Below are 21,437 nucleotides of genomic sequence, written 5' to 3' on the forward strand. Positions count from 1 at the left end.
CCCACGACTCGGTCGATTCGCGGTAGCCGTCGGTGATCGCCACCAGTTCTTTGCGGCCGTCAGCGCGCACACCCAGCATCACCAGCAAGCACAGCTTTTCCTGGTCCAGGCGGACCTTGAGGTGGATGCCGTCCACCCACAGGTAGACGTAATCGGTGCCCGACAGGTCCCGGGCGGCGAACGCGCGGGCCTCATCTTGCCACTGACTGGTCAGCCGGGTGATCGTGGTGGCCGACAACCCGGCACCCGAGCCCAGNGGCGAACGCGCGGGCCTCATCTTGCCACTGACTGGTCAGCCGGGTGATCGTGGTGGCCGACAACCCGGCACCCGAGCCCAGAAACTGCTCCAGGGCCGGCCCGAAATCACTGGTCGACAGCCCGTGCAGATACAAAAGCGGCAGCACCTCGCTCATCTGCGGTGACTTGCGCGCCCACGCCGGCAGGATCGCCGAGGAAAACCGTTTCCGCTCACCAGTGTCGGGGTCGACGCGTTTGTCGTTGACTCGTGGAGCTTTCACCTGCACCGCACCGGCTGCGGTCAACACCTCACGTGGCTGGTGGTAGCCGTTGCGCACCACCCGCCGGTGCCCGTTGTCGTCGAGCTGATCGGCGTACTGGGCCACATACGCGGCGACCTCGGCCTGCAACGCCGCGGCCAGCATTTGCCGGGCACCGTCGCGGACGATCTCGTCCAACAACGAGCGCCCAGAGGCCTCGTGGCCGTTGGCGTCCTCGGCGTCGTGAACTACGGTGAGCATGGGCGTACCTTCCCGAACCAGCGCGCCAACGCCGGCTCATGATCGGACCTACTGACTTTCAGATCATCCTCGGGAAGGTGCGCCCACTTTCACGCCCCCATCCCGAGGCTCATCCACAGGTTCTGATCATTGCTCCCGTCACCCCAGTTCGAAACGCTGCTGTACAGGACCGAGCCACCCATCGCGACGATCACCCTGAACCGGCCTGAGCACCTCAACACGATCGTGCCGCCGATGCCCGACGAGATCGAGAAGGCAATCGGGCTCGCCGAGCGTGATCCCGACATCAAGGTGATCGTGCTGCGCGGCGCCGGCCGCGCCTTCTCCGGCGGCTATGACTTCGGCGGCGGGTTCAAACACTGGGGCGCCAGGATGAACACCGACGGCCGGTGGGATCCCGGCAAGGACTTCGCCATGGTCACCGCCCGCGAGACCGGGCCCACCCAGAAGTTCATGGCCATCTGGCGCGCCTCCAAACCCGTCATCGCCCAGGTCCACGGCTGGTGTGTCGGCGGCGCAAGCGATTACGCGCTGTGCGCCGACATCGTCATCGCCAGCGACGACGCCGTCATCGGCACGCCCTACGCCCGCATGTGGGGCGCCTACCTCACCGGCATGTGGCTCTACCGCCTGAGTCTCGCGAAGGTGAAGTGGCACTCGCTGACCGGTGAGCCGCTGACCGGAAAGGAAGCCGCCGCAGTGGAACTCATCAATGAGTCGGTGCCGTTCGACCAGTTGGAAGCCCGTGTCCGCGAGATCGCCACCAAGCTGGCCCGAATCCCGTTGTCCCAGTTGCAGGCCCAGAAGCTCATCGTCAACCAGGCCTACGAGAACATGGGGCTGGCCTCGACCCAGACGCTCGGCGGCATCCTCGACGGGCTAATGCGCAACACCCCCGAAGCGCTGGAATTCATCGACACCGCAGCATCGCAAGGCGTTCGGGCCGCGGTCGAACAGCGCGACGGCCCGTGGGGCGACTACAGCCAGGCCCCGCCGGAACGGCGGCCGGACCCGTCGCACGTCATCGAACCCTGACGCCGAGATCGACAACCCTACGACCGCCGCAGCCCACCCAGCATCGACACGACCACTCCGAGCGCCACCAACGCCCCGCCCGCCGCCAGCGTGAGGTTCAGCCAATGGTGCAGGCCATCTTCGGCGTGGTTGACCATCGCGTCGGCCACCGCACGGACATCGCCCGTGGTGTTATTCAACGCGGAGTTGATATAGCCGCGGGCCACCTCCAGCGCCGCCCATCCTGCCGCACCCACGAGCAGAGCCGAAACACCCAATGCCGCAAGCGCTTTCCCCCGCGAGCGAGCTACCGCCAGCGTCAGCAATGCGAACACGCCCGCCAGGATCGTCGCCCCCACACTGACCCACGGGCCCCAGGTCGCCAACGGCCGCAACTGTCCGGGCCGTAGATCCGAGGACACCGTGACGGGCACCGTCAACGACGACGGCACCTCGACGTTGAAATTCGACAGCGTCTGCCGGAACGACGAATCGGACAGCATCGGTGCCAGATCCACCACCCAACGCCCCTCGGAGTCCGTCGAGATGCGATCGGTGAACATCCACCGGTGCACGATCTGATTGGCCTGCGCGAACTGGCCCGGGAACGACGGGCTCGCGGTGTACGCCTCCGCCACTCCGCGCACCAGATCTGACGACACCTGCCCGTCGGACAACCGGGTCACCTGCGTGGTGAGCTCACCCGCCATCGCCCGCTGCAAGGCGGGGTCCTCGGCCGCCGATGCCGCGAACGCCGAATACCCGTTCATATCGACGATGTTCTTCTGCGCCCACGCCGTCGGAACCGCCACCGCGAGCGCGACCGTGGTGACAACCCACATCAGCAGCGCCGCCACGAATCGCACGCCGTCCTCCTTGCCGGGACGGCCCGCTGTCAGTCGGACAGGGCGCGCCCCACGATGAGCGGGTCGGGCTTGCCGACCACCTCATGGTCCTTGTCGTCGTAGTCGAACTTACTCAGCACGAAGCGCATGGCGTTGACGCGGGCGCGCTTCTTGTCGTTGCTCTTGACCACCGTCCAGGGCGCGACCTCGGTGTCCGTCCACGCGAACATGTCTTCCTTCGCCGCGGTGTACTCATCCCACTTGTCCAGCGACGCCAGGTCTGTCGGGGACAGCTTCCACTGCCGTACCGGGTCGACCTGGCGGATGGTGAACCGCGTGCGCTGTTCGGCCGGCGACACCGAGAACCACAGCTTGGTCAGGCTGATGCCGTCGTTGACCAGCATCTGCTCGAAAAGTGGGACCTGCCGGATGAACTCGGCGTGCTGGCGCGGCGTGCAGAACCCCATCACCCGCTCCACGCCCGCCCGGTTGTACCAGGACCGGTCGAACAGCACGATCTCCCCCGCGGCCGGCAGATGCGCGACATAACGCTGGAAGTACCACTGGGTGCGTTCGCGTTCGGTGGGCTTCTCCAGCGCGACGACGCGAGCGCCGCGCGGGTTGAGATGTTCCATGAACCGCTTGATCGTGCCGCCCTTACCCGCGGCGTCGCGGCCCTCGAACACGATGACGTGACGTAACCCGTTGCGCTGACTCCACTTCTGCAGCTTCAGCAGCTCGATTTGCAGCAGCCGCTTCTGCTCCTCGTACTCCGTACGCGCCATGCGCTCGTCGTACGGGTAGTTCTCCCGCCAGGTGTCCACGTCAACGCCGCTGGCGTGCACCAACACCGGGTCGTCGTCGTCATCGTCACGGACGGTGTAGCCATCGATCGCCAGCACCGGCCGAACGTATCGACTGCGGCTGACGCCGACGTGACCCCGCGGTGAACGGCGCCTTACTTCGCCGTGCGGCGCGGACGAGCCAACGCCAGCTTGGTCATCACCTTGTTCATCCGCTTGAGCGCGTTCAGAGAGTTGTTGTAGTAGTTGCCGCCCGCGCCGACGTTGGTGCGCGGCACCACAATCGTCTCCTGCCGGCAGAACTTGCGCATACCGTCGGCGCCGCCGAACCGTGCGCCGATGCCCGAGGACTTCCAGCCGCCCATCGGCGCCGTCGTGCACATCAGGTTGGCGACGACGTCGTTGATGTTGACCGCGCCCGCATCGATTTGCAGCGCAACGGCTTTCGCACGCTCGACATCGCGTGAGAACACCGACGCGGAAAGCCCGTACGGGCTGTCGTTGGCCAACCGGATGGCCTCCTCAACCGACGACACCTTCATGATCGGCAGCGTCGGGCCAAACGTCTCCTCCGTCATGCACGGCATCGAATGGTCGACGTCGACCAGCACCGTCGGCGGGTAGAAGCTGCCCGGCCCGTCGGCGCGCTCACCGCCGGTCAGCGCCTTCGCGCCGGCCGCAACCGCTTCGCGCACATGACGATCGGCGACCGCGACCTGGGTGTCGTCGATCATCGCGCCGAAGTGGTTGCCCTCACCGGCGCCCATCTTGAGCTCCTTGACCGCTTTGACCACCGCCTCGACGAACTGGTCGTAGACGGGCTCGAGGACATACACCCGTTCCACCGACACGCACATCTGGCCCGCATTGAACAGGCCGCCCCAGACTGCGGCGTTGGCCGCCAACTCGATGTCGGCATCCTCGAGCACGATCATCGGATCCTTGCCGCCGAGTTCCAGGCTCACCGGGGTGAGCCGACGGGCGGCGCGCTCCATCACCTTGACGCCCGTCGCGCTGGAGCCGGTGAACTGGATGAAATCGGAGTTGTCGATGACGGCCTCGGACACCTCACGCGCCCCCTGCGCCAGCGCCAGCACCTCGGGCGCCCCGGAATCGAGCCAACCGCGCAGCAGCAACTCGGCGGTCAACGGTGTGCGCTCGGATGGTTTGAGCAGCACCGCGCATCCGGCAGCCAGCGCGCCGAGCGCGTCCATCAACGCGTTGGCGACCGGGAAGTTCCACGGAGCGATGATCCCGACAACGGGGCGCGGGCGGTAGTGCACGGTGATCTTCTTGACCGCCATGTACGCCAGCGGCGCGGGCCGGGTTTCCGGCGCCAGCGCTTTCTCCATCGTCTTGATGTAGTACGACGTGATGCCGATCAACATCGGCACCTCTTGGACGGCATCGGCGGCCGACTTGCCGGTCTCGTTGATCAGCAGTTCTTCGATCTCTTCGCGGTGCTCGCCCAGCCACACCGCGTAACGGGCCAGCACCTTGGCGCGGCCCTTGGCGCCGCGGGCCTCCCATTCCTTCTGCGCCTCGCGCAGGCCCGCCGCGATGCGCGGCACGTCGGCGGGGTCGGTCCACCGCACCTTTCCGGCGACGGCGCCGGTGGCGGGGTTGCGGATGGTGCCGGTGTCGGGCAGATCAACTTCGGGCGTCGCGGTCATGAGGGTCATGCTAACGCCGTGTGTGACGCAGATCGCATCGGGGGTTGACACCCGTCAAGTCACGCTGTCAGCCCGCGATGCCTCGCACGTACGCGGCCTGCCCGAGGTGCTGCGCGCAGTCGTCGATGATGCTGACCAGCCGCACGCTCGCGGTCACCGGCGGATTCCATCGCGTGTCGACGATACGGCTCAACTCACCGGGCGTGACCGAGGCGATGTACTCCAGCGTCACCTTGTGCACGCCGTGGTAGTAGCCGGCCAGCAGATCCGCCGACGCGCGAACCTTGCCGACGTCATCGGTGCTGTGGCCGTAGCCGGTGTCGTCGCGCGGCAGGTCGAGGCCGAACCGGTCGACCCAGCCGTCTTTCGTCCACACCTGCTCGACGCCGGCGATGTCACACAGCTGAGCGTCTTGCACCCGGGCGCTGTGCCAGATCAGCCAGGCGATGCTGTTGGCCGCGGCGGTCGGACGGAAGTACGCGATCTCGTCGGTCAGCTCGTCGGTGAGGTCCTCGACGTGCTCGATCAGCCGGGTGAAGGAGTCGCGCAGGAGCTCACGGGCGGCGGTCGCGTCGTTGTCAGGCATGCCTCGACGCTACTGCGCCCCGTGGAACACCGCCTCGACGTTGTTGCCGTCGGGGTCGCGGACGAACGCGCCGAAGTAGCCGGGGTGATACTCCGGCCACAGCCGCGGCGCATGCAGCGGCTCGGCCCCCAATTCCAGCGCCGCGTCGTAGAACGCCTGCACGGCTTCGGTATTTGCGGCCTCGAAGGCGACGTGGATTTCCCGGTTGGGCCCCATGTCTTTGCCCTCGGCGATCCAGAAATCAGGCTTGCCGTCCTTGCCGTACCCGATGGCGACCTCGTAGTCCATCTGCCGGGTGTAGCCCAGCACGCCGAGGACCTTGTCGTAGAACTCCTGTGACTTGGGGTAGTCAGCACAATTGATTCCGAAGTGATCGATCACGGGCTCATCGTAGATTTCAGGTATGACATTCGACCTGGTCATTCGAAACGGCTCGATTGTCGACGGGCTGGGCGGCGAGCCGTACGTCGGCGACGTGGCGGTGCGCGACGGCGTCATCGTCGGCGTCGGATCGGTCACCGGGGACGCCGCCCGGGAGATCGACGCGACGGGATTGCTCGTCACACCCGGCTTCGTCGACCTGCACACCCACTACGACGGACAGGCGATCTGGTCGGACCGGATGAACCCGTCGTCGTCGCACGGTGTCACCACGGCGGTGATGGGCAACTGCGGCGTCGGCTTCGCGCCGTGCCGCAAGGCCGACCACGACGTGCTCGTGGACGTGATGGCCGGCGTCGAAGACATCCCCGGCGTGGTCATGGTCGACGGATTACCTTGGGACTGGGAGACTTTCCCGCAGTACCTCGACGCTCTCGATGGCGGGCGGCGCGACATTGACGTTGCCGCGTACCTGCCACATTCGCCGCTGCGGGTCTACGTGATGGGCCAGCGCGGCGTCGACCGCGAGCCCGCGACCGCAGAGGATCTGGCGCGGATGCGGGCGCTGGCGCGGGAAGCGGTCGAGGCCGGCGCGCTGGGGTTCGCGTCGTCGCGGCTGGCCACCCATCGCACCGAGGGCGGTCAGCAGATCCCAAGCTACGCAGCCGGTTCCAACGAGATTCTGGAGATCGCCCGAGGCGTCGCCGACGGTGGCGGCGGGCTGATCCAGTTCGTCCCCGACATCCCGGCCGGCGGATATCAGCCGGTGCTGCAGCAGGTATTCGACGCCGCCGCCGACACCGGACTACCGGTGACGTTCACGCTGCTCATCCTCAACGCCGGTGACCCGGTGTGGCCGGAAGCGATGACGATGGTCGAAAAGGCCAACGCTGCAGGCGGTTTCATCACCGCGCAGGTGTTTCCGCGGCCGATCGGGCTGATGATCGGGCTGGAACTGACCGCCAACCCGTTCGTGCTGTACCCCAGCTACCAGGAGATCGCCGGGCTGCCGCTGTCCGAGCGCGTCGCGCAGATGCGTAAACCCGAAGTGCGCGAACGCATTCTGAACGACAAACCCGGCGGCGCACCCGCCAACCCGCTGGTGTACTTGGCGCAGGCGTGGGACTGGATCTTCCCGCTCGGCGACGACGCCAACTACGAGCCGGAAGCCTCCCAGAGCATCGCGGCACGGGCGCGGGCGCGCGGTGTGTCGCCGATGGAGGAGGCCTACGACCGGCTGCTCGACGACGACGGGCACGCGATGCTGCTCGGCGCGATGGCCAATTTCGAGAACAACTCGCTGGACACCGTCGGCTCCTTGATGCGCCGCGACGACGTCGTCCTCGGCCTCGGCGATGGCGGCGCGCACTACGGAATGATCTGCGACTCAAGCTTTCCCACGTATCTGCTGACGCACTGGGCACGCGACCGCTCGTCGGGCCGGATGTCGGTGGCCGAGGCCGTGCGCGAGCTGACCTCGGTGCCGGCGCGCGTCGCGGGGCTAAATGACCGGGGCCGCATGGCCGTTGGCTACAAGGCCGACCTCAACGTCATCGACCACGCCGCGATGCGACTGCACAAGCCGGTGATCACCTACGACCTGCCCGCCGGCGGCCGTCGGCTCGATCAGAGCGCCGACGGCTACGTCGCGACCATCGTCTCCGGTGAAATCATCGCGGAGAACGGCAAACCCACCGACGCGCGGCCCGGCAAGCTGGTCCGCGGCCGTCAACCCGCTCCCTAGTTCCCGCCGATCGCCGAGTGTGCGGTTTCATACGCGACTCGCCGACGAGAGCGTATGAGGATGCACACTCACCACGTCTTCGGGCACCCACGCGCGATCAGCGCCGCACCAACGCGGTCGAGGAAGACACGCGGCCGGTTATGCACCATGCTGGCGGTCACCCTGATGTCATTCCAACCCAGCTGCGGCAGGTCGAAGTATCGATCGACATCCCGCTCCCGCTGGCGAGGGTCGTCCCAATGTTGCTTACCGTCGAAATCCACGCCGACGAGGTACTTTCGCCAACCCAGATCGATGCGGGCGACCACCACGCCGTACTCGTTGACGACGACAATCTGAGTCTCTGGTCGAGGGAATCCCGCCTGGACCAACAAAAGTCGCGTAAGCGATTCATACGGCGACTCCGCGCCACCGTCGACAAGCGAGAGCGTCTGGCGCAACTGCCGTAACCCTCGAACGCCCGGGTGGTTGGTGATGACCGCTTCGACGTCTTCGACCTTGACGTCCGTCGCATTCATCAATGCGTCGATGCGCTGGACGCCCACTTTGAGCCCAAGCCTCCGGCCAACGTCGAACGCGGTGCGGGCGGGCGTGGTGACGAACATACCGGAGATCCGTTGCGTTTCACCGACCAGCAGAGTGTCCGCGTGGGTGATGAGCAGTGGCGGTGGCCGTCGATTGGGGTGAATCAGTTCGGCAGGTGTGTCACCGTTGATCCACTTGGCGCCAAGCATCGCTGACGCTGACAATCCGGCGAGTGCGCCCTCGCGTCTCGACCACAGCCACGCGGCTCTGGCGCGTTCAGCCGCCGACAGTTGAACGCCACGCGGCACCCAGACGCGGGGATAGAGCCCTTCGTAAAAGCGCCGCAGCTCACGGAAAGTCAGTGCTTCGGCGTCCAACGCCTCGGCTGCGAGAAACGGCCATTCGATGTTCTGCATGACCGCACGCTGGCATCGCGATGTGACACCGGACGCCGCGCGGACGGTGGTTATCCACAGCCCAGGCCGCCGCGACTGTGCGTCCTCATACGCCCCCCCCGGCGTGTCGCGTATGAAACTGCACACTCGAGGCGAAGGGGTGGAGGCGAGCGCAAACGCACGAAAAGGCCCGGCCTGCCGAAGCAGACCGGGCCTTCTCGGGTACGGACTTAGAAGTCCATGCCGCCCATATCGCCCGCGCCGGGCACGGCGGCCTTTTCCTTCTCCGGCTTGTCCGCGACGACGGCTTCGGTCGTCAGGAACAGCGCCGCGATCGAAGCCGCGTTCTGCAGCGCCGAGCGCGTCACCTTGACCGGATCGGCCACGCCCGCGGCGAGCAGGTCCTCGTACTCACCGGTCGCGGCGTTCAGGCCGGTGCCGGCGGCAGAGTTGCGGACCTTCTCGGCGACCACGCCGGGCTCCAGACCGCTGTTGAAGGCGATCTGCTTCAGCGGGGCCTCGAGCGCAACGCGCACGATGTTGGCGCCGGTGGCCTCGTCACCCTCGAGCGACAGCTCGTCGAGCGCCGGGGCGGCCTGCAGCAGGGCCACGCCACCACCGGCGACGATGCCCTCCTCGACGGCGGCCTTGGCGTTGCGCACCGCGTCCTCGATGCGGTGCTTGCGCTCCTTGAGTTCCACCTCGGTGGCGGCGCCGGCCTTGATCACCGCAACACCGCCAGCCAGCTTGGCCAGGCGCTCCTGCAGCTTCTCGCGGTCGTAGTCGGAGTCGCTGTTCTCGATCTCGGTGCGGATCTGGGCCACCCGGCCGGCGATCGCCTCGCTGTCGCCAGCGCCCTCGACGATCGTGGTCTCGTCCTTGGTGACGACGACCTTGCGGGCCTTGCCCAGCAGCGAGACGTCGGCGGTCTCGAGCGACAGGCCGACCTCTTCGCTGATGACCTGGCCGCCGGTGAGGATGGCCATGTCCTGCAGCATTGCCTTGCGACGATCACCGAAGCCCGGAGCCTTGACGGCGACGGACTTGAAGGTGCCGCGGATCTTGTTGACGACGAGCGTGGACAGCGCCTCACCCTCGACGTCCTCGGCGATGATCAGCAGCGGCTTGCCGGACTGGATGACCTTCTCCAGCAACGGAAGCAGATCCTTGACCGTCGACACCTTGGAGCTGACCAGCAGGATGTAGGGATCCTCCAGGACGGCTTCCTGACGCTCGGCGTCGGTGACGAAGTAGCCCGAGATGTAGCCCTTGTCGAACCGCATGCCCTCGGTGAGTTCGAGCTGCAGGCCGAAGGTGTTGGACTCCTCGACGGTGATGACGCCCTCGTTGCCGACCTTGTCCATGGCCTCGGCGATCAGGTCGCCGATGGACTGGTCACCGGCCGAGATGCCGGCGGTAGCAGCGATCTGCTCCTTGGTCTCGACCTCCTTGGCGGACTTGAGCAGCGTCTCGGTGACCTTCTCGACCGCCTTCTCGATGCCGCGCTTGAGCGCCATCGGGTTGGCACCGGCCGCCACGTTGCGCAGGCCCTCGCGGACCAGCGCCTGGGCAAGCACGGTGGCGGTGGTGGTGCCGTCGCCGGCGACGTCGTCGGTCTTCTTGGCGACTTCCTTGACCAGCTCGGCGCCGATCTTCTCGTACGGGTCCTCCAGCTCGATCTCCTTGGCGATGGACACACCATCGTTGGTGATCGTGGGGGCGCCCCACTTCTTCTCCAGCACGACGTTGCGGCCCTTGGGCCCCAACGTCACCTTTACCGCGTCGGCGAGGCTGTTCAGGCCCCGCTCGAGGCCGCGCCGGGCCTCTTCGTCGTACGCAATTGTCTTGGCCATTGCGAAGGTTTCCTCCGATAGGGGATGGCACGTCTCTCGGCCGGGCCCAGCGCCCGCGACGGACGGCCATTGAGCTGTGCGGCTCGGCCTCACCGTCCCGACCTAGCACTCGCCGGTCGCGAGTGCCAACTGCATTCTTAGCACTCGCCCATGGAGAGTGCAAGATTGTCCGGCGACGACAATCAGGGCAGCGCGCTCACTGTATGACTGATGTATGTGTCGTCGGTGACGATGGCGATGTGGCAGGCTGGGGTCGATGTCACTGGTCGTGCCGCCCTATCCCCCGCCGCGCTATGTGAAGGACGAACCGGAGGTCAGCGCGTGGGTGCGACGGGCAGACACCCCGCCGAACTACGACTCGTTCGGTCTCGTCAAGTACCACTATCTGGCGAACCAGCAGGCCACCGACGGCGACTACGGCCTCTATCGCGTGGACATCGCCCCGAAGGGCGGCGGGCCGGGGCCGCATTTCCACCGCGCGATGTCCGAGGCGTTCTTCGTGCTGACCGGCACGGTGCGGCTCTACGACGGCAACGAGTGGGTCGACGGCAATCCGGGCGACTTCCTCTATGTACCGCCCGGCGGCATCCACGGCTTCCGCAACGAGGCCGACGCGCCGACCTCGATCTTGATGTTGTTTGCTCCAGGGGCGCCGCGTGAGCACTACTTCGAAGGCTTCGCCCAGCTCGCCGACATGACCGACGACGAACGCAAAGAGTGGTTCGAGAAGAACGACAACTTCTTTATCGAGTAACCACGGTGGCGGGTGCGCAGCCGTAATCCCTTGCGCTAGACTGCTCCTCGATCAGTGAGGAGTCTTGGGTGCGGGCAAATGCTGCGCCCGACACCCAGGCTTTGCGGGGCTGGCAGCGTCGGGCATTGGTTCGGTATCTTGCCGACAAACCGCGCGATTTCCTGACCGTCGCCACCCCTGGCGCAGGTAAGACAGCGTTTGCCCTACGTGTGGCCGGCGAGCTGTTGGCCGACGGCACCGTCGAGCGCGTCACCGTCGTCGTGCCGACCGAACACCTCAAGAACCAGTGGGCGCTGGCCGCATCCCGCGTCGGCATGGCGCTGGACCCGAAGTTCAGCAACTCCGACGCCCAGACGTCGGAGGAGTACCACGGCGTCGTCGTCACCTACGCCCAGGTCGCCAGCCACCCGACCCGCCACCGCGTGCGCACCGAGAACCGTCGCACGCTGGTCATCTTCGACGAGATCCACCACGGCGGCGACGCCAAGAGCTGGGGTGAGGCGATCCGTGAGGCGTTCAGCGACGCCACTCGCCGACTGGCGCTGACGGGCACCCCGTTTCGCAGCGACGACAGCCCGATCCCGTTCGTCACCTACGAGCCCGACGAGAACGGCCTTCAGCGCTCGAAGGCCGACCACGTCTATGGCTACTCCGAGGCGCTGGCCGACGGCGTCGTGCGCCCAGTGGTGTTTTTGGCCTACTCCGGCGAGGCGCGCTGGCGCGACAGCGCCGGCGAGGAGCACTCGGCGCGGCTGGGCGAGCCGCTGAATGCCGAGCAGACGGCCCGCGCGTGGCGCACCGCGCTGAACCCGGCCGGCGAGTGGATGCCCGCGGTCATCGCCGCGGCCGACAAGCGCCTGCAGCANATGCCGAGCAGACGGCCCGCGCGTGGCGCACCGCGCTGAACCCGGCCGGCGAGTGGATGCCCGCGGTCATCGCCGCGGCCGACAAGCGCCTGCAGCAGAAGCGCCAGCACGTGCCTGATGCCGGTGGCATGGTCATCGCCTCGGATCAGACCGCCGCGCGTGCCTACGCCAAACTGCTGGCCACGATCACCGGTGAGGAGCCGACGGTCGTGCTGTCCGACGACCCCGGGTCGTCCGACCGCATCAGTCAATTCGCGGCGGGCAGCAGTCGCTGGCTGGTCGCGGTGCGGATGGTCTCCGAAGGTGTCGACGTGCCGCGACTGTCCGTCGGCGTGTATGCGACGAGTGCGTCGACGCCGTTGTTCTTCGCCCAGGCGGTCGGACGGTTCGTCCGGTCGCGTCGTCCCGGCGAGACGGCCAGCATTTTCCTGCCGTCGGTGCCCAATCTGCTGCTGCTCGCCAGCGAGATGGAAGCCCAGCGCGATCACGTCCTCGGTAAACCGGATCGCGAACCGGCCGACGAGTTCGCCGCCGCCGAGCGCAAGCAGAGCGAGCCAAGCGAACTGGACAACGGCTTCGAGTCGTTGGGCGCCGACGCCGAACTGGACCAGGTGATCTTCGACGGCTCGTCATTCGGCACCGCGACTCCCGCCGGCAGCGACGAGGAGGCCGACTATCTGGGCATCCCCGGGCTGCTGGACGCCGAGCAGATGCGAGACCTGTTGCGGCGCAGGCAAGAAGAGCAGCTGACGAAGCGGACAGCCACTGGAGAGACGCCGCCGCCGCGGACCACACACGGGCAGATCCGCGAACTGCGCCGCGAGCTCAACACGCTGGTGTCGCTGGCCCACCATCGCACCGGTAAGCCGCACGGCTGGATTCACAACGAATTGCGCCGGATCTGCGGCGGCCCACCGGTGGCGGCGGCGACGACGGAGCAACTGAAGGCCCGCATCGAGGCGGTGCGCACACTGCAAGCGTGATTTCGGCGCGCGCAGTCGCGGTGAGCGCGACCCAGCGCGCCGAAATCGCGAAAGGGTTAGACGCGTTGCGCGTTGGCCAAGATCTCCTGGACGATTCGCTGCGATTGATCACCGATGTTGGTGTCGTCGCATACCACCGCCTCTGCGACGACGTTGGATCACACGCCCAGGGTGTGCTGGCATCGCAGCCCTGGTGCCGTATCACCCGTCACGGTTCGATCCTGGATGAGCAGATTGCCTTGTGTACGAACGTCGGCGAGCGTCGAGTTGATGACACTGCCCGGGCTGTCGGGGCTGGTGACCGTGCTCGAGCGCGGCGGCGCGGCAACGGGTTCCGGGCGGGTGCGAGCAAGGACGAATCCGCCGCCGGGGACAACGCCGCCTGCAGATCGGTGCCCGGCCCCGCCGGCAGGAAGGGTTGGTGGCTTGCCCGATATCCCGATCTTGCGCACCGGTTCAGGCATCGCGGCGTGTGTCGAGGGATCCGCCAGCACGTCGAATACTCTGGACCGGCGCGTCGACGTCGATGCTGGCTTTTTTATGTTCTTCAGTCACGGAATGTAGACCCTCGCGGCGCGAAAACTCGTCGTCACAGACCCAGCAGTTGCGGCAGGTCGGCCACCGAGTCGATGACGTGGTTGGGCTGCATCGCGTATTCGTCTGCGGCCCAACGGTCCAACGTCTCCTGGCGGAACTTGCCCGTGCGCACCAGCACACCGGTCATCCCGACGACCTGCGCGGCGAGCACGTCGTTGTTGAGGTCGTCGCCGATCATGTACATCTCGTCGGGGTCGACGCCGAGTCGGCTCGCCGCCGCCAGAAACCCTTCCGGCGCCGGCTTGCCGACGGCGGTGGCCTTGCGGCCGGTCGCCTCCTCCAGGCCGATCAGATACGTGCCGGTGTCGATGCGCAACCCGTCGGCGGTGTTCCACGCGGTGCTGCGATGCATCGCGACGACGGGCACGCCCTGAGCCATCCAGTCGTACACCCACGACAGGGTGAGGTGGTTGAACTCCGGGCCGGCGCCACCGAGCAGCACCACATCCGGAGCTTCGGGCGTCTTCGGGCCGCTGAACTCGGTGGAGTAGACGATGTCGATGCCCGCCATGTCATCGGCGATCTCACCGCTGTTGACCAGGAAGCATCGCGCGTCCGGATAGCGGTTGCGGACGTACTCCGCCGTCAGCACCGCCGCGGTGATCACTTCGTCGGCGTGCACTGCCATGCCCGCCTCGGTCAGCAGTTCGGCGATCTGCACGCGGGTGCGGGTGGTGGTGTTGGTCAGATACGAGCATGCAATCTGGTTGTCCGCCAGCACTTGCAAGGTCTCGGCCGCGCCCTCGATGGGCTTCCACGAGGTCACCAGCACGCCATCGATGTCGAACAGCACACCACCGATCGCCATGTTGCCGACAGTAAACCTAGTGTGTTCCGATCGCGTAAATCGCCAGCCTCATGCGCTCCGCCCATGCATGTGTTCGCGTGCCCGCATACGCGCGACAAAGTCGCTGAGAACTTAGGGCGTCAATGCATCCAGCGACTTTGTCGCGCGTAGCCGGGCACCGCAACTAGTTAGGGGCGGAGTGCTCACCGCGGACCCACGCGCTGTCAGCCACCCACGGCGACGCCGTACCCGCGATCGCCCACGCCCACTCGGCGGGCACGTCGATCACCTGATAGCTCTTCACCCCCGCGGCCGTCGCCGCGATCAGCGTCGCCACCCCGGCCCGGCGCTGAAAGAACGTCTGGCGCACCGTCCAGCCGATGATCCCCGCGGTCGCGATGCAATCGCGTCGCCGCTGCAGACTGCCCGTGCGCGCGACGAGCCACCCGTCGCCCACCCGATGCCCCAGCGACCGCGAGCGGTCGAACGCCAGCAGCGCACAACACCCGACGAGCACCGCCCAGAGCGGCCACACCCACAGCGGCGCGGCCAGCACACCCAACACCACGGCCAGCACCGCCGGCCCCAGCAGCGCGCGCGTCCACCGCCGCCGCGTGGCGACCGGCCCATGCGGGCGCAGCGGGCCGGTCACCGCGTCGGGCCGGTTGATCAACTCCGTCAACACCCATTGGGCGGTGTGCGCCGGGCACGGCGGCAACAACACCGACGCCTCCCCCGCACCGCCCACACCGGTCATCACCGCATCCAGTCGCGCACCGCCGAACAGCCGCACCAGCAACGGCTCACGCAGCGTTCCCCCGCGCAGCCGCCGCATGTCGAACGTGTGCTGGCGCAGCCGCAGCAGCCCGTGCTCCAAATGCAGAACATCGGCGTCGCGGCGCAGCACCAGGTTTCCGTACGTCACCAACGACCGCAGCACCGACAACACCACCGACAGCACCAGCACCACGACCACCAAGAGCGCCACACTGGCCGCGACGCCGAAGCGCTCGGCGGCGTCGAGTCCGGACCGTGCCAGCTGCGAATCCTCCAGCGCCGCACCGATTCCCGCCTGATACACCAGCCCGACCGCGGCCAGGATCATGGCCAGGCCGGTGAAGCTCAGCGGACTGTAACGCAGCCATGACGGGTCCCAGCGGGCCAGTTCTCGCCCCGGCGGGGCCGCCTCATCGGAAACGACCAACGAGTCCGCCAGCAGGATGGCGCGCAACTGCGGCACCCGTTCGGCCTCGACCGCGTCCAGCTCGAATTCCGTGTCGCCGGTGGCTTCTTGCCCGGTGCTGACCTTCAGGACGGTCAGCCCGAGCAACCGGTGCAGCAGCCTGGCATCGGTGGACACCGACCGAATCCTGTTGCGCGGCACCGACAGCACTTTGCGTTGCAGCACGCCGGTACGCAGTTGAACGTCGTCGGGCCCGATGTGGTACGTCGTGGTGAACCAGCGGGCCAACCCGTATCCGACGATCAGCGCCACGCCGAACAACGTCCACAGCGGGTTACCGGTCGCCGAGCCCAACACCACCGAGCCGACAAGAAGCGGGATCTGCCGCAGCACCTCGTGCACCGGATGCACCAGCAGCATGCGCGGGCTCAGCCGATGCCACCCGACATCCGACTGAACGGTCACGTCGCGTCCTGCTCGCCGAGCGCCGCGATGTCGGTGAGTTGCGCGACGACGCGGTCGGCCACCTCGGAATCCAACGCGACGATGCGCACCGCCCCGGCCGACGACGCCGTCGTCACCGTGACATTGGCCAACCCGAACAACCGGTCCAGCGGCCCGCGCTGCGTATCGACGGTCTGCACCCGCGAAATCGGGGCGATCCGGCGTTCCTGCACCAGCCAACCCGTGCGGGTATACACCGCCTCTGGGCTGATATCCCAGCGGTGCACGCGATACCGCCACAACGGAGCCACCACAACGGAAACCACGATGCCGACCAGCGTCGCCGCCATCGCAAGCCAATGCACCCACATCAACTGACCGGCCAGCGTGAACCACACCAATTGCGCGATCACCAACACCAGCCAGGGGATTGCCGCGCCGACCGCCCACACGATCGGCGCCTTGCGGCTCGGGGGATTCGCCGGATCCACCAGATTCATTCGGCGAACACCTCGTTCCAGTCGTTCTTCATGTCGACGACGACCCAGCCCGCCGGCCCCGCCTCCTGAAGCGCCGTCACCAGCTTGCCCGTCGCGGGCGGGTGGGCGTCATAGGCGTACTCACGCTCGGCGTCGGTGTGATGAACCAGCACACCGAGATTCGGCCGCGGATTGCCGATCGTGGTGTACTCCAACATGGCCTGATCACCGTCGCTGTTGCCGACAGCGAGGATCGGCCGACGGCCGATGAACTGGTGAATCCCGGCGGGCTTGCCGGCCTTGTCGTCGACGAAGACGTAGTCGGCAGTCTTGACGAGAACCGGCTGGCCGTCCCGCATTTCGAACTTGACTGTGGCCGTCGACCCGACGACCTGTTCGGGCGGAATGCCATACACCCGCTGCGAGAACACCCGCATGAAGTCCGCACCACCACCCGACACGATGTACGTGCGAAAACCGTTGTCCCGCAAGTACTGCAGCAGCTGCTGCTGCGGCTGATAGGTGAGCTGGTCATACGGCCGGTCGAAACGGGGATGGCGCGCGGTGGCCATCCAGTCCTCCACTCGCTTGGCGAATTCGTCGGTGGTCATGCCCAGGTGGGTGAGCCCCAGAATGCGCATCAGCCCGTCGTGGCGGTCACCGGCCATCAGGGCGGCGACGTCACCGCGCAGCGCGGCCTGCACCATGGGGTCGGCGGCCACCTGCGGCTCGCTGGCCGCCCGGCGCTTTACCTCATCCAGCGCGTACGCCAATTGGAACGGCACCGGCGCCTCCGCCCACAGGGTTCCGTCGTTGTCGAACACCGCGACGCGATCGGTCTCGGCGACGAAGTCGTCGCCCGGTGTCGTCACCCGCTCGACGAACTCAGTGATCGACGCTTTGGCGGCGGTGTCGTTCCACAGCGACAGCGGATCGGTACCGCCGTCAGGCGCGCATCCCGCAAGCGCCAGTAGTAGGGCCAGCAGCAATCCCGCAACGGCTCGCATGGCTCCACACTGCTATGCCATCCGCACGACGTCCAGCGACCGCGTTCCGTATGTTCATTCCTATGAGCGCTGACAAATGGACCGCGGACGATGTGCCCGATCAGTCCGACCGCGTCGCCGTCATCACCGGCGCCAACACCGGCATCGGATATGAGGCCGCCGCCGTCCTCGCCGACAAGGGTGCGCACGTGGTGCTCGCGGTGCGCAACGTGGACAAGGGCAACGACGCCAAGGCACGCATCCTCGCCACGAGCCCGAATGCCGTCGTCTCCGTGCAGGAACTCGACCTGACGTCGTTGGACAGCATCCGCAAGGCCGCCGACGAGCTGCGCGCCACCTTCCCGCGCATCGATTTGCTGATCAACAACGCCGGCGTCATGTACACGCCACTGCAGCGCACCCAGGACGGTTTCGAGCTGCAGTTCGGCACCAACCACCTCGGGCACTTCGCGCTGACGGGCCAACTGCTCGACAACCTGCTGCCGGTCGAGGGCTCCCGCGTCGTGACCATCAGCAGTCAGGGCCACCGCGCGGGCCGGATCAACTTCGACGACCTCAACGCCGAGCGCGGTTACAACCGCTTCGCCGCCTACAGCCAGTCCAAACTGGCCAACCTGCTGTTCACCTACGAGCTGGCGCGGCGGCTCGCCGCCAAGGGTGCCCCGACGATCGCCGTCGCCGCCCACCCCGGCGGTTCCAACACCGAGCTGACGCGCAACCTGCCCAGTTTCCTGCGCCCGGCCACCGACCTCATCTGGGGGCTGATAGCGCAAAGCGCCGCGATGGGGGCGCTGCCGACGCTGCGCGCCGCGACCGATCCGGCCGTGCGCAACGCCGAGTACTACGGCCCCGACGGCTTCGCCGAGCAGCGGGGCCATCCGAAACGCGTTGAGTCCACGAAGAAGTCGCACGATCCCGACCTGCAGCGTCGGCTCTGGCAGGTGTCCGAAGAGCTGACCGGCGTGACTTATCCGGTCTGATGCGCTCCGTCGAACTGCACCGGCGCGTCGTCGCCGACCTCATCGCCCCCCGGCCGCCGGAGCCGCTGCCGCTGGCCGACGCGCTCGGTCTGGTGCTCGCCGGTGATGTGGAAGCACCGCTGTCGCTGCCCGGATTCGACAACTCCGCGATGGACGGGTACGCCGTCGTCGCCGACGACATCGCCTCGGCCACAATGGAAAACACCGTGCGGTTGCCGGTCGCCGAAGACATTCCGGCCGGGCGCACCGATCGGCTCATTCTGAAACCCGGTACGGCGCACCGGATCATGACGGGCGCTCCGGTGCCGTCCGGCGCGACGGCGGTGGTGCCCGTGGAGGCCACCGACGGCGGCGTCGACACCGTGGCGATCCGCGCCGCCGCCAAACCCGGCCAGCACATCCGCCGCGCCGGCGAGGACGTCACGGCGGGCACCACGGTGCTGCGCGCGGGACAGGTCGTCACCCCGGCCGCGCTAGGGCTGGCTGCGGCACTGGGTTTGGCTGAACTGACGGTCGTTCCGCGGCAACGGGTTCTGGTGATGTCGACCGGCTCTGAGCTGGTGGCGCCCGGCACGCCACTGCAGCCCGGGCAGATCTACGAGTCCAACGCGGTGATGCTCGCGGCGGCGGTGCGCGACGCCGGCGGTCACGTGGTGGCCGCGCCGATGACCGGCGACGACGTCGACGCCTTCCGAAACACGTTGTCCCGCTATGCCACCGAGGCCGATCTGATCATCACCACGGGCGGCGTCAGCGCAGGCGCGTACGAGGTGGTCAAGGACGCGTTGGGCGGCGAGGTCGATTTCGTCAAGGTCGCCATGCAGCCGGGCATGCCGCAGGGCGCGGGCCGGATAGGCGATACCCCGATCATCACGTTGCCGGGCAATCCGGTGAGCGCGCTGGTGTCCTTCGAGGTGTTCATACGCTCGCCGCTGCGGGCGGCGATGGGCGTCGCCCAACCCGACCGCCCACGCCGCCAAGCCGTGCTCAACGAGGACCTCACCTCGCCGAAGGGCAAACGGCAATTCCGCCGCGGCGTGCTCGATCCGGCGACTGACACCGTCGTCAGCTACGGCCCGCCCGCCTCGCATCATCTGCGTTGGCTGGCGTCGGCGAACTGTCTGCTGGAAATTGACGAGGAGGTGGCCGAATTGACGGCCGGATCGCAGGTCACTGTGTGGGACCTGTCGGCGGGCTAGGCACCCGTAGAATCGCTGCACGATGGCCAGACGCCCAGACCTCAAGACAGGCCCAGAACGCCTTGTGGCGCTGGTCCGTTCCGCCGTCCCGCCGATGCATCCCGCGGGTCTGCCGTTTGTCGGGGCCGGCCTGGCGGTCGCCGCGCTGGGCCGCAAGCACACCTGGCTGCGCCGCACCGGCCTGCTGGCGGCCGGCGCCCAAGCGGCGTTCTTCCGTCATCCGCCCCGCGTCCCGCCGACCCGCCCGGGCCTGGTGGTTGCCCCCGCCGACGGGCTCATCTGCCTCATCGAGGAGGCCTCGCCGCCGGCCGAGCTCGGGCTGCCCGACGCGCCGCTGCCCCGCGTCAGCATCTTCCTGTCGGTGCTCGACGCGCACGTGCAGCGCGCCCCGATCGGCGGTGAGGTGGTGGCGGCGCAGCACCGGCCGGGGCTCTTCGGCTCGGCCGACATGGCCGCCGCCAGTGAGGACAACGAACGCAACAGCATCGTGATCCGGACACCGGAAGGCGCCCAGGTGATCGCCGTGCAGATCGCGGGCCTGATCGCCCGTCGCATCGTGTGTGACGCCAAGGTCGGCGACAAACTCGCGATCGGCGACACCTACGGATTGATCCGGTACGGCTCGCGGCTGGACACCTACCTGCCCGCGGGCTCGAACATCCTTGTCACGGTCGGGCAGCGGGCGTTGGCCGGCGAAACCGTTCTGGCCGAGCTGCCATGATCAAACCCCGCATCAAGACGCGCGTCGTCAGCGTGCGCATGCTGCCCAGCGCGATGACGGTGGCCGCGATCTGCCTGGGCTTGTCGTCGGTGAAGATGGCGCTGGACAACCGGCCCACCGAGGCGATGGCGTTCCTTGCCGTCGCCGCGATCCTCGACGCGCTCGACGGGCGCATCGCGCGCATGCTCAAGGCCACCTCGAAGATGGGCGAGGAGATCGATTCGCTGGCCGACGCCGTGAATTTCGGTGTGGCACCGGCGTTTATCGTCTACGCGACGTTGCTGTCGCAGTCGCGGGTGGGCTGGATCGTGGTGCTGCTGTACGCGGTGTGCATCGTGCTGCGGCTGGCCCGGTTCAACGCGATGCTCGAAGAAGAACTGCCCGCCTACACCAAGGAGTTCTTCGTCGGCATGCCCGCGCCGGCCGGCGCGATCGGCGCGATCGGGCCGCTGGCCGCGAAGATGCAGTTCGGCGAGGGCTGGTGGACGTCGGAGTGGGCGGTGTCGATCTGGATGATCGGGGTCTCGCTGCTGGTGGTGAGCACCATTCCGATGCGCAAGGTCCACACGTTCGCGGTGCCGCCCAACATGGTGGTGCCGCTGCTGGCGCTGTTGGCGATCGGCGTGGCCGCCTCAATTCTGTACGGCTACATCGTGATTCTCGTCATCATCGCCGCCTACGTCATCCACATTCCATTCGCCGTGCGCAGCAACCGCTGGGTGGCGGCGCACCCCGAGACCTGGAACGACAAACCGCAGGAACGCCGTGCGATACGGCGCGCCACCCGCCGTGAGATCCGGCGCACCCAACCGCACCGCCGGTCGGTCGCGCGCCTCGGACTGCGCCGACCGGGCCGCTGA

19 protein-coding genes and 2 pseudogenes are annotated in these 21,437 nt (G+C 67.4%); 8 read left to right on the forward strand and 13 right to left on the reverse strand.

Features of this window, described 5'->3' with window-relative positions:
* Nucleotides 1–758, reverse strand: a pseudogene (locus CWS39_RS23315) (transposase); the annotation flags it as partial.
* Nucleotides 759–887: 129 nt separating this feature from the next.
* Between CWS39_RS23315 and CWS39_RS23320 the strand changes: the two are divergent.
* A complete protein-coding gene (locus CWS39_RS23320) occupies nt 888–1,793 on the forward strand; it encodes a crotonase/enoyl-CoA hydratase family protein (protein WP_102145274.1) in 906 nt (301 codons plus the stop codon).
* A 17-nt stretch (nt 1,794–1,810) separates the two neighbouring features.
* Here the strand turns inward: CWS39_RS23320 and CWS39_RS23325 are convergent, their stop codons facing one another.
* The 5 genes from CWS39_RS23325 to CWS39_RS23345 all read right to left on the reverse strand — a co-directional run bounded on the left by CWS39_RS23325 (nt 1,811) and on the right by CWS39_RS23345 (nt 6,060).
* Nucleotides 1,811–2,638, reverse strand: a complete 828-nt coding sequence (locus CWS39_RS23325; RefSeq protein WP_102145275.1) for a hypothetical protein — start codon at nt 2,636–2,638, stop codon at nt 1,811–1,813.
* 29 nt (nt 2,639–2,667) lie between these two features.
* Nucleotides 2,668–3,519, reverse strand: coding sequence for a polyphosphate kinase 2 (gene ppk2, locus CWS39_RS23330; protein ID WP_102145276.1), 852 nt, complete (start codon nt 3,517–3,519; stop codon nt 2,668–2,670).
* A gap of 56 nt (nt 3,520–3,575) precedes the next feature.
* Nucleotides 3,576–5,093: an aldehyde dehydrogenase family protein gene (locus CWS39_RS23335; protein ID WP_102145305.1), complete on the reverse strand. Its 1,518-nt coding sequence runs from the start codon at nt 5,091–5,093 to the stop codon at nt 3,576–3,578.
* A gap of 67 nt (nt 5,094–5,160) precedes the next feature.
* The gene (locus tag CWS39_RS23340; protein ID WP_102145277.1) at nt 5,161–5,679 is read right to left on the reverse strand and encodes a mycothiol transferase; all 519 of its coding nucleotides are present in this window, start codon (nt 5,677–5,679) and stop codon (nt 5,161–5,163) included.
* A gap of 9 nt (nt 5,680–5,688) precedes the next feature.
* Nucleotides 5,689–6,060 carry a VOC family protein gene (locus CWS39_RS23345; protein ID WP_102145306.1) on the reverse strand — a complete coding sequence of 124 codons (372 nt, stop codon included), beginning with the start codon at nt 6,058–6,060 and terminating at the stop codon, nt 5,689–5,691.
* Between the two features lie 22 nt (nt 6,061–6,082).
* On the opposite strand from CWS39_RS23345, the gene CWS39_RS23350 reads away from it, so the two are divergent.
* Nucleotides 6,083–7,804, forward strand: coding sequence for an N-acyl-D-amino-acid deacylase family protein (locus tag CWS39_RS23350; protein ID WP_102145278.1), 1,722 nt, complete (start codon nt 6,083–6,085; stop codon nt 7,802–7,804).
* A gap of 68 nt (nt 7,805–7,872) precedes the next feature.
* On the opposite strand, the gene CWS39_RS23355 is transcribed toward CWS39_RS23350, so the two are convergent.
* A complete protein-coding gene (locus tag CWS39_RS23355; RefSeq protein WP_102145279.1) occupies nt 7,873–8,745 on the reverse strand; it encodes a hypothetical protein in 873 nt (290 codons plus the stop codon).
* 209 nt (nt 8,746–8,954) lie between these two features.
* Complete coding sequence (groL, locus tag CWS39_RS23360; RefSeq protein WP_102145280.1) at nt 8,955–10,577, reverse strand: chaperonin GroEL; 1,623 nt, start codon at nt 10,575–10,577, stop codon at nt 8,955–8,957.
* A gap of 256 nt (nt 10,578–10,833) precedes the next feature.
* On the opposite strand from groL, the gene CWS39_RS23365 reads away from it, so the two are divergent.
* Both CWS39_RS23365 and CWS39_RS23370 read left to right on the forward strand, forming a co-directional pair.
* Nucleotides 10,834–11,331 (forward strand): cupin domain-containing protein, encoded by a 498-nt coding sequence (locus tag CWS39_RS23365; RefSeq protein ID WP_102145281.1) that lies wholly within the window; start codon nt 10,834–10,836, stop codon nt 11,329–11,331.
* Between the two features lie 68 nt (nt 11,332–11,399).
* A pseudogene (locus CWS39_RS23370) lies at nt 11,400–13,180 on the forward strand (DEAD/DEAH box helicase).
* Nucleotides 13,181–13,338: 158 nt separating this feature from the next.
* On the opposite strand, the gene CWS39_RS23375 reads toward CWS39_RS23370, so the two are convergent.
* From CWS39_RS23375 to CWS39_RS23395, 5 genes are all read right to left on the reverse strand, one after another.
* Nucleotides 13,339–13,674 (reverse strand): hypothetical protein, encoded by a 336-nt coding sequence (locus CWS39_RS23375; protein WP_102145282.1) that lies wholly within the window; start codon nt 13,672–13,674, stop codon nt 13,339–13,341.
* Nucleotides 13,675–13,769: 95 nt separating this feature from the next.
* Complete coding sequence (locus CWS39_RS23380) at nt 13,770–14,585, reverse strand: HAD-IIA family hydrolase (protein ID WP_102145283.1); 816 nt, start codon at nt 14,583–14,585, stop codon at nt 13,770–13,772.
* A gap of 163 nt (nt 14,586–14,748) precedes the next feature.
* On the reverse strand, nt 14,749–16,167 hold the full coding sequence (locus CWS39_RS23385; protein WP_102145307.1) for a PH domain-containing protein: 1,419 nt from the start codon (nt 16,165–16,167) through the stop codon (nt 14,749–14,751).
* 41 nt (nt 16,168–16,208) lie between these two features.
* A complete protein-coding gene (locus tag CWS39_RS23390; protein ID WP_102145284.1) occupies nt 16,209–16,691 on the reverse strand; it encodes a PH domain-containing protein in 483 nt (160 codons plus the stop codon).
* Nucleotides 16,688–17,677, reverse strand: a complete 990-nt coding sequence (locus tag CWS39_RS23395) for an HAD family hydrolase (RefSeq protein WP_102145285.1) — start codon at nt 17,675–17,677, stop codon at nt 16,688–16,690. The genes CWS39_RS23390 and CWS39_RS23395 overlap by 4 nt, the downstream gene beginning before the upstream one ends.
* A gap of 62 nt (nt 17,678–17,739) precedes the next feature.
* Here CWS39_RS23395 and CWS39_RS23400 point away from each other — a divergent pair, with 62 nt between their 5' ends.
* From CWS39_RS23400 to pssA, 4 genes are read left to right on the forward strand one after another with little or no spacing between them, the layout of a single operon-like run.
* A complete protein-coding gene (locus CWS39_RS23400; protein ID WP_102145286.1) occupies nt 17,740–18,657 on the forward strand; it encodes an SDR family NAD(P)-dependent oxidoreductase in 918 nt (305 codons plus the stop codon).
* Nucleotides 18,657–19,856: a molybdopterin molybdotransferase MoeA gene (gene moeA / locus CWS39_RS23405; protein WP_102145287.1), complete on the forward strand. Its 1,200-nt coding sequence runs from the start codon at nt 18,657–18,659 to the stop codon at nt 19,854–19,856. The genes CWS39_RS23400 and moeA overlap by 1 nt, the downstream gene beginning before the upstream one ends.
* A gap of 22 nt (nt 19,857–19,878) precedes the next feature.
* Nucleotides 19,879–20,577, forward strand: a complete 699-nt coding sequence (locus CWS39_RS23410) for a phosphatidylserine decarboxylase (protein WP_102145288.1) — start codon at nt 19,879–19,881, stop codon at nt 20,575–20,577.
* Complete coding sequence (gene pssA / locus CWS39_RS23415; protein ID WP_102145289.1) at nt 20,574–21,437, forward strand: CDP-diacylglycerol--serine O-phosphatidyltransferase; 864 nt, start codon at nt 20,574–20,576, stop codon at nt 21,435–21,437. Before CWS39_RS23410 ends, pssA begins: the two co-directional genes overlap by 4 nt.

This window comes from Mycobacterium hubeiense, assembly GCF_002838065.1.
GTDB lineage: Bacteria > Actinomycetota > Actinomycetes > Mycobacteriales > Mycobacteriaceae > Mycobacterium > Mycobacterium hubeiense.

Bases quoted from the DNA above. Each gene is read 5' to 3' on its own strand.
- CWS39_RS23335 (WP_102145305.1), bottom strand. From the start codon at position 5,093: ATGACCGCGACGCCCGAAGTTGATCTGCCCGACACCGGCACCATCCGC.
- CWS39_RS23340 (WP_102145277.1), bottom strand. From the start codon at position 5,679: ATGCCTGACAACGACGCGACCGCCGCCCGTGAGCTCCTGCGCGACTCC.
- CWS39_RS23350 (WP_102145278.1), top strand. From the start codon at position 6,083: ATGACATTCGACCTGGTCATTCGAAACGGCTCGATTGTCGACGGGCTG.
- CWS39_RS23355 (WP_102145279.1), bottom strand. From the start codon at position 8,745: ATGCAGAACATCGAATGGCCGTTTCTCGCAGCCGAGGCGTTGGACGCC.
- groL (WP_102145280.1), bottom strand. From the start codon at position 10,577: ATGGCCAAGACAATTGCGTACGACGAAGAGGCCCGGCGCGGCCTCGAG.
- CWS39_RS23365 (WP_102145281.1), top strand. From the start codon at position 10,834: ATGTCACTGGTCGTGCCGCCCTATCCCCCGCCGCGCTATGTGAAGGAC.
- CWS39_RS23380 (WP_102145283.1), bottom strand. From the start codon at position 14,585: ATGGCGATCGGTGGTGTGCTGTTCGACATCGATGGCGTGCTGGTGACC.
- CWS39_RS23385 (WP_102145307.1), bottom strand. From the start codon at position 16,167: ATGCTGCTGGTGCATCCGGTGCACGAGGTGCTGCGGCAGATCCCGCTT.
- CWS39_RS23390 (WP_102145284.1), bottom strand. From the start codon at position 16,691: ATGAATCTGGTGGATCCGGCGAATCCCCCGAGCCGCAAGGCGCCGATC.
- CWS39_RS23395 (WP_102145285.1), bottom strand. From the start codon at position 17,677: ATGCGAGCCGTTGCGGGATTGCTGCTGGCCCTACTACTGGCGCTTGCG.
- CWS39_RS23400 (WP_102145286.1), top strand. From the start codon at position 17,740: ATGAGCGCTGACAAATGGACCGCGGACGATGTGCCCGATCAGTCCGAC.
- moeA (WP_102145287.1), top strand. From the start codon at position 18,657: ATGCGCTCCGTCGAACTGCACCGGCGCGTCGTCGCCGACCTCATCGCC.
- CWS39_RS23410 (WP_102145288.1), top strand. From the start codon at position 19,879: ATGGCCAGACGCCCAGACCTCAAGACAGGCCCAGAACGCCTTGTGGCG.
- pssA (WP_102145289.1), top strand. From the start codon at position 20,574: ATGATCAAACCCCGCATCAAGACGCGCGTCGTCAGCGTGCGCATGCTG.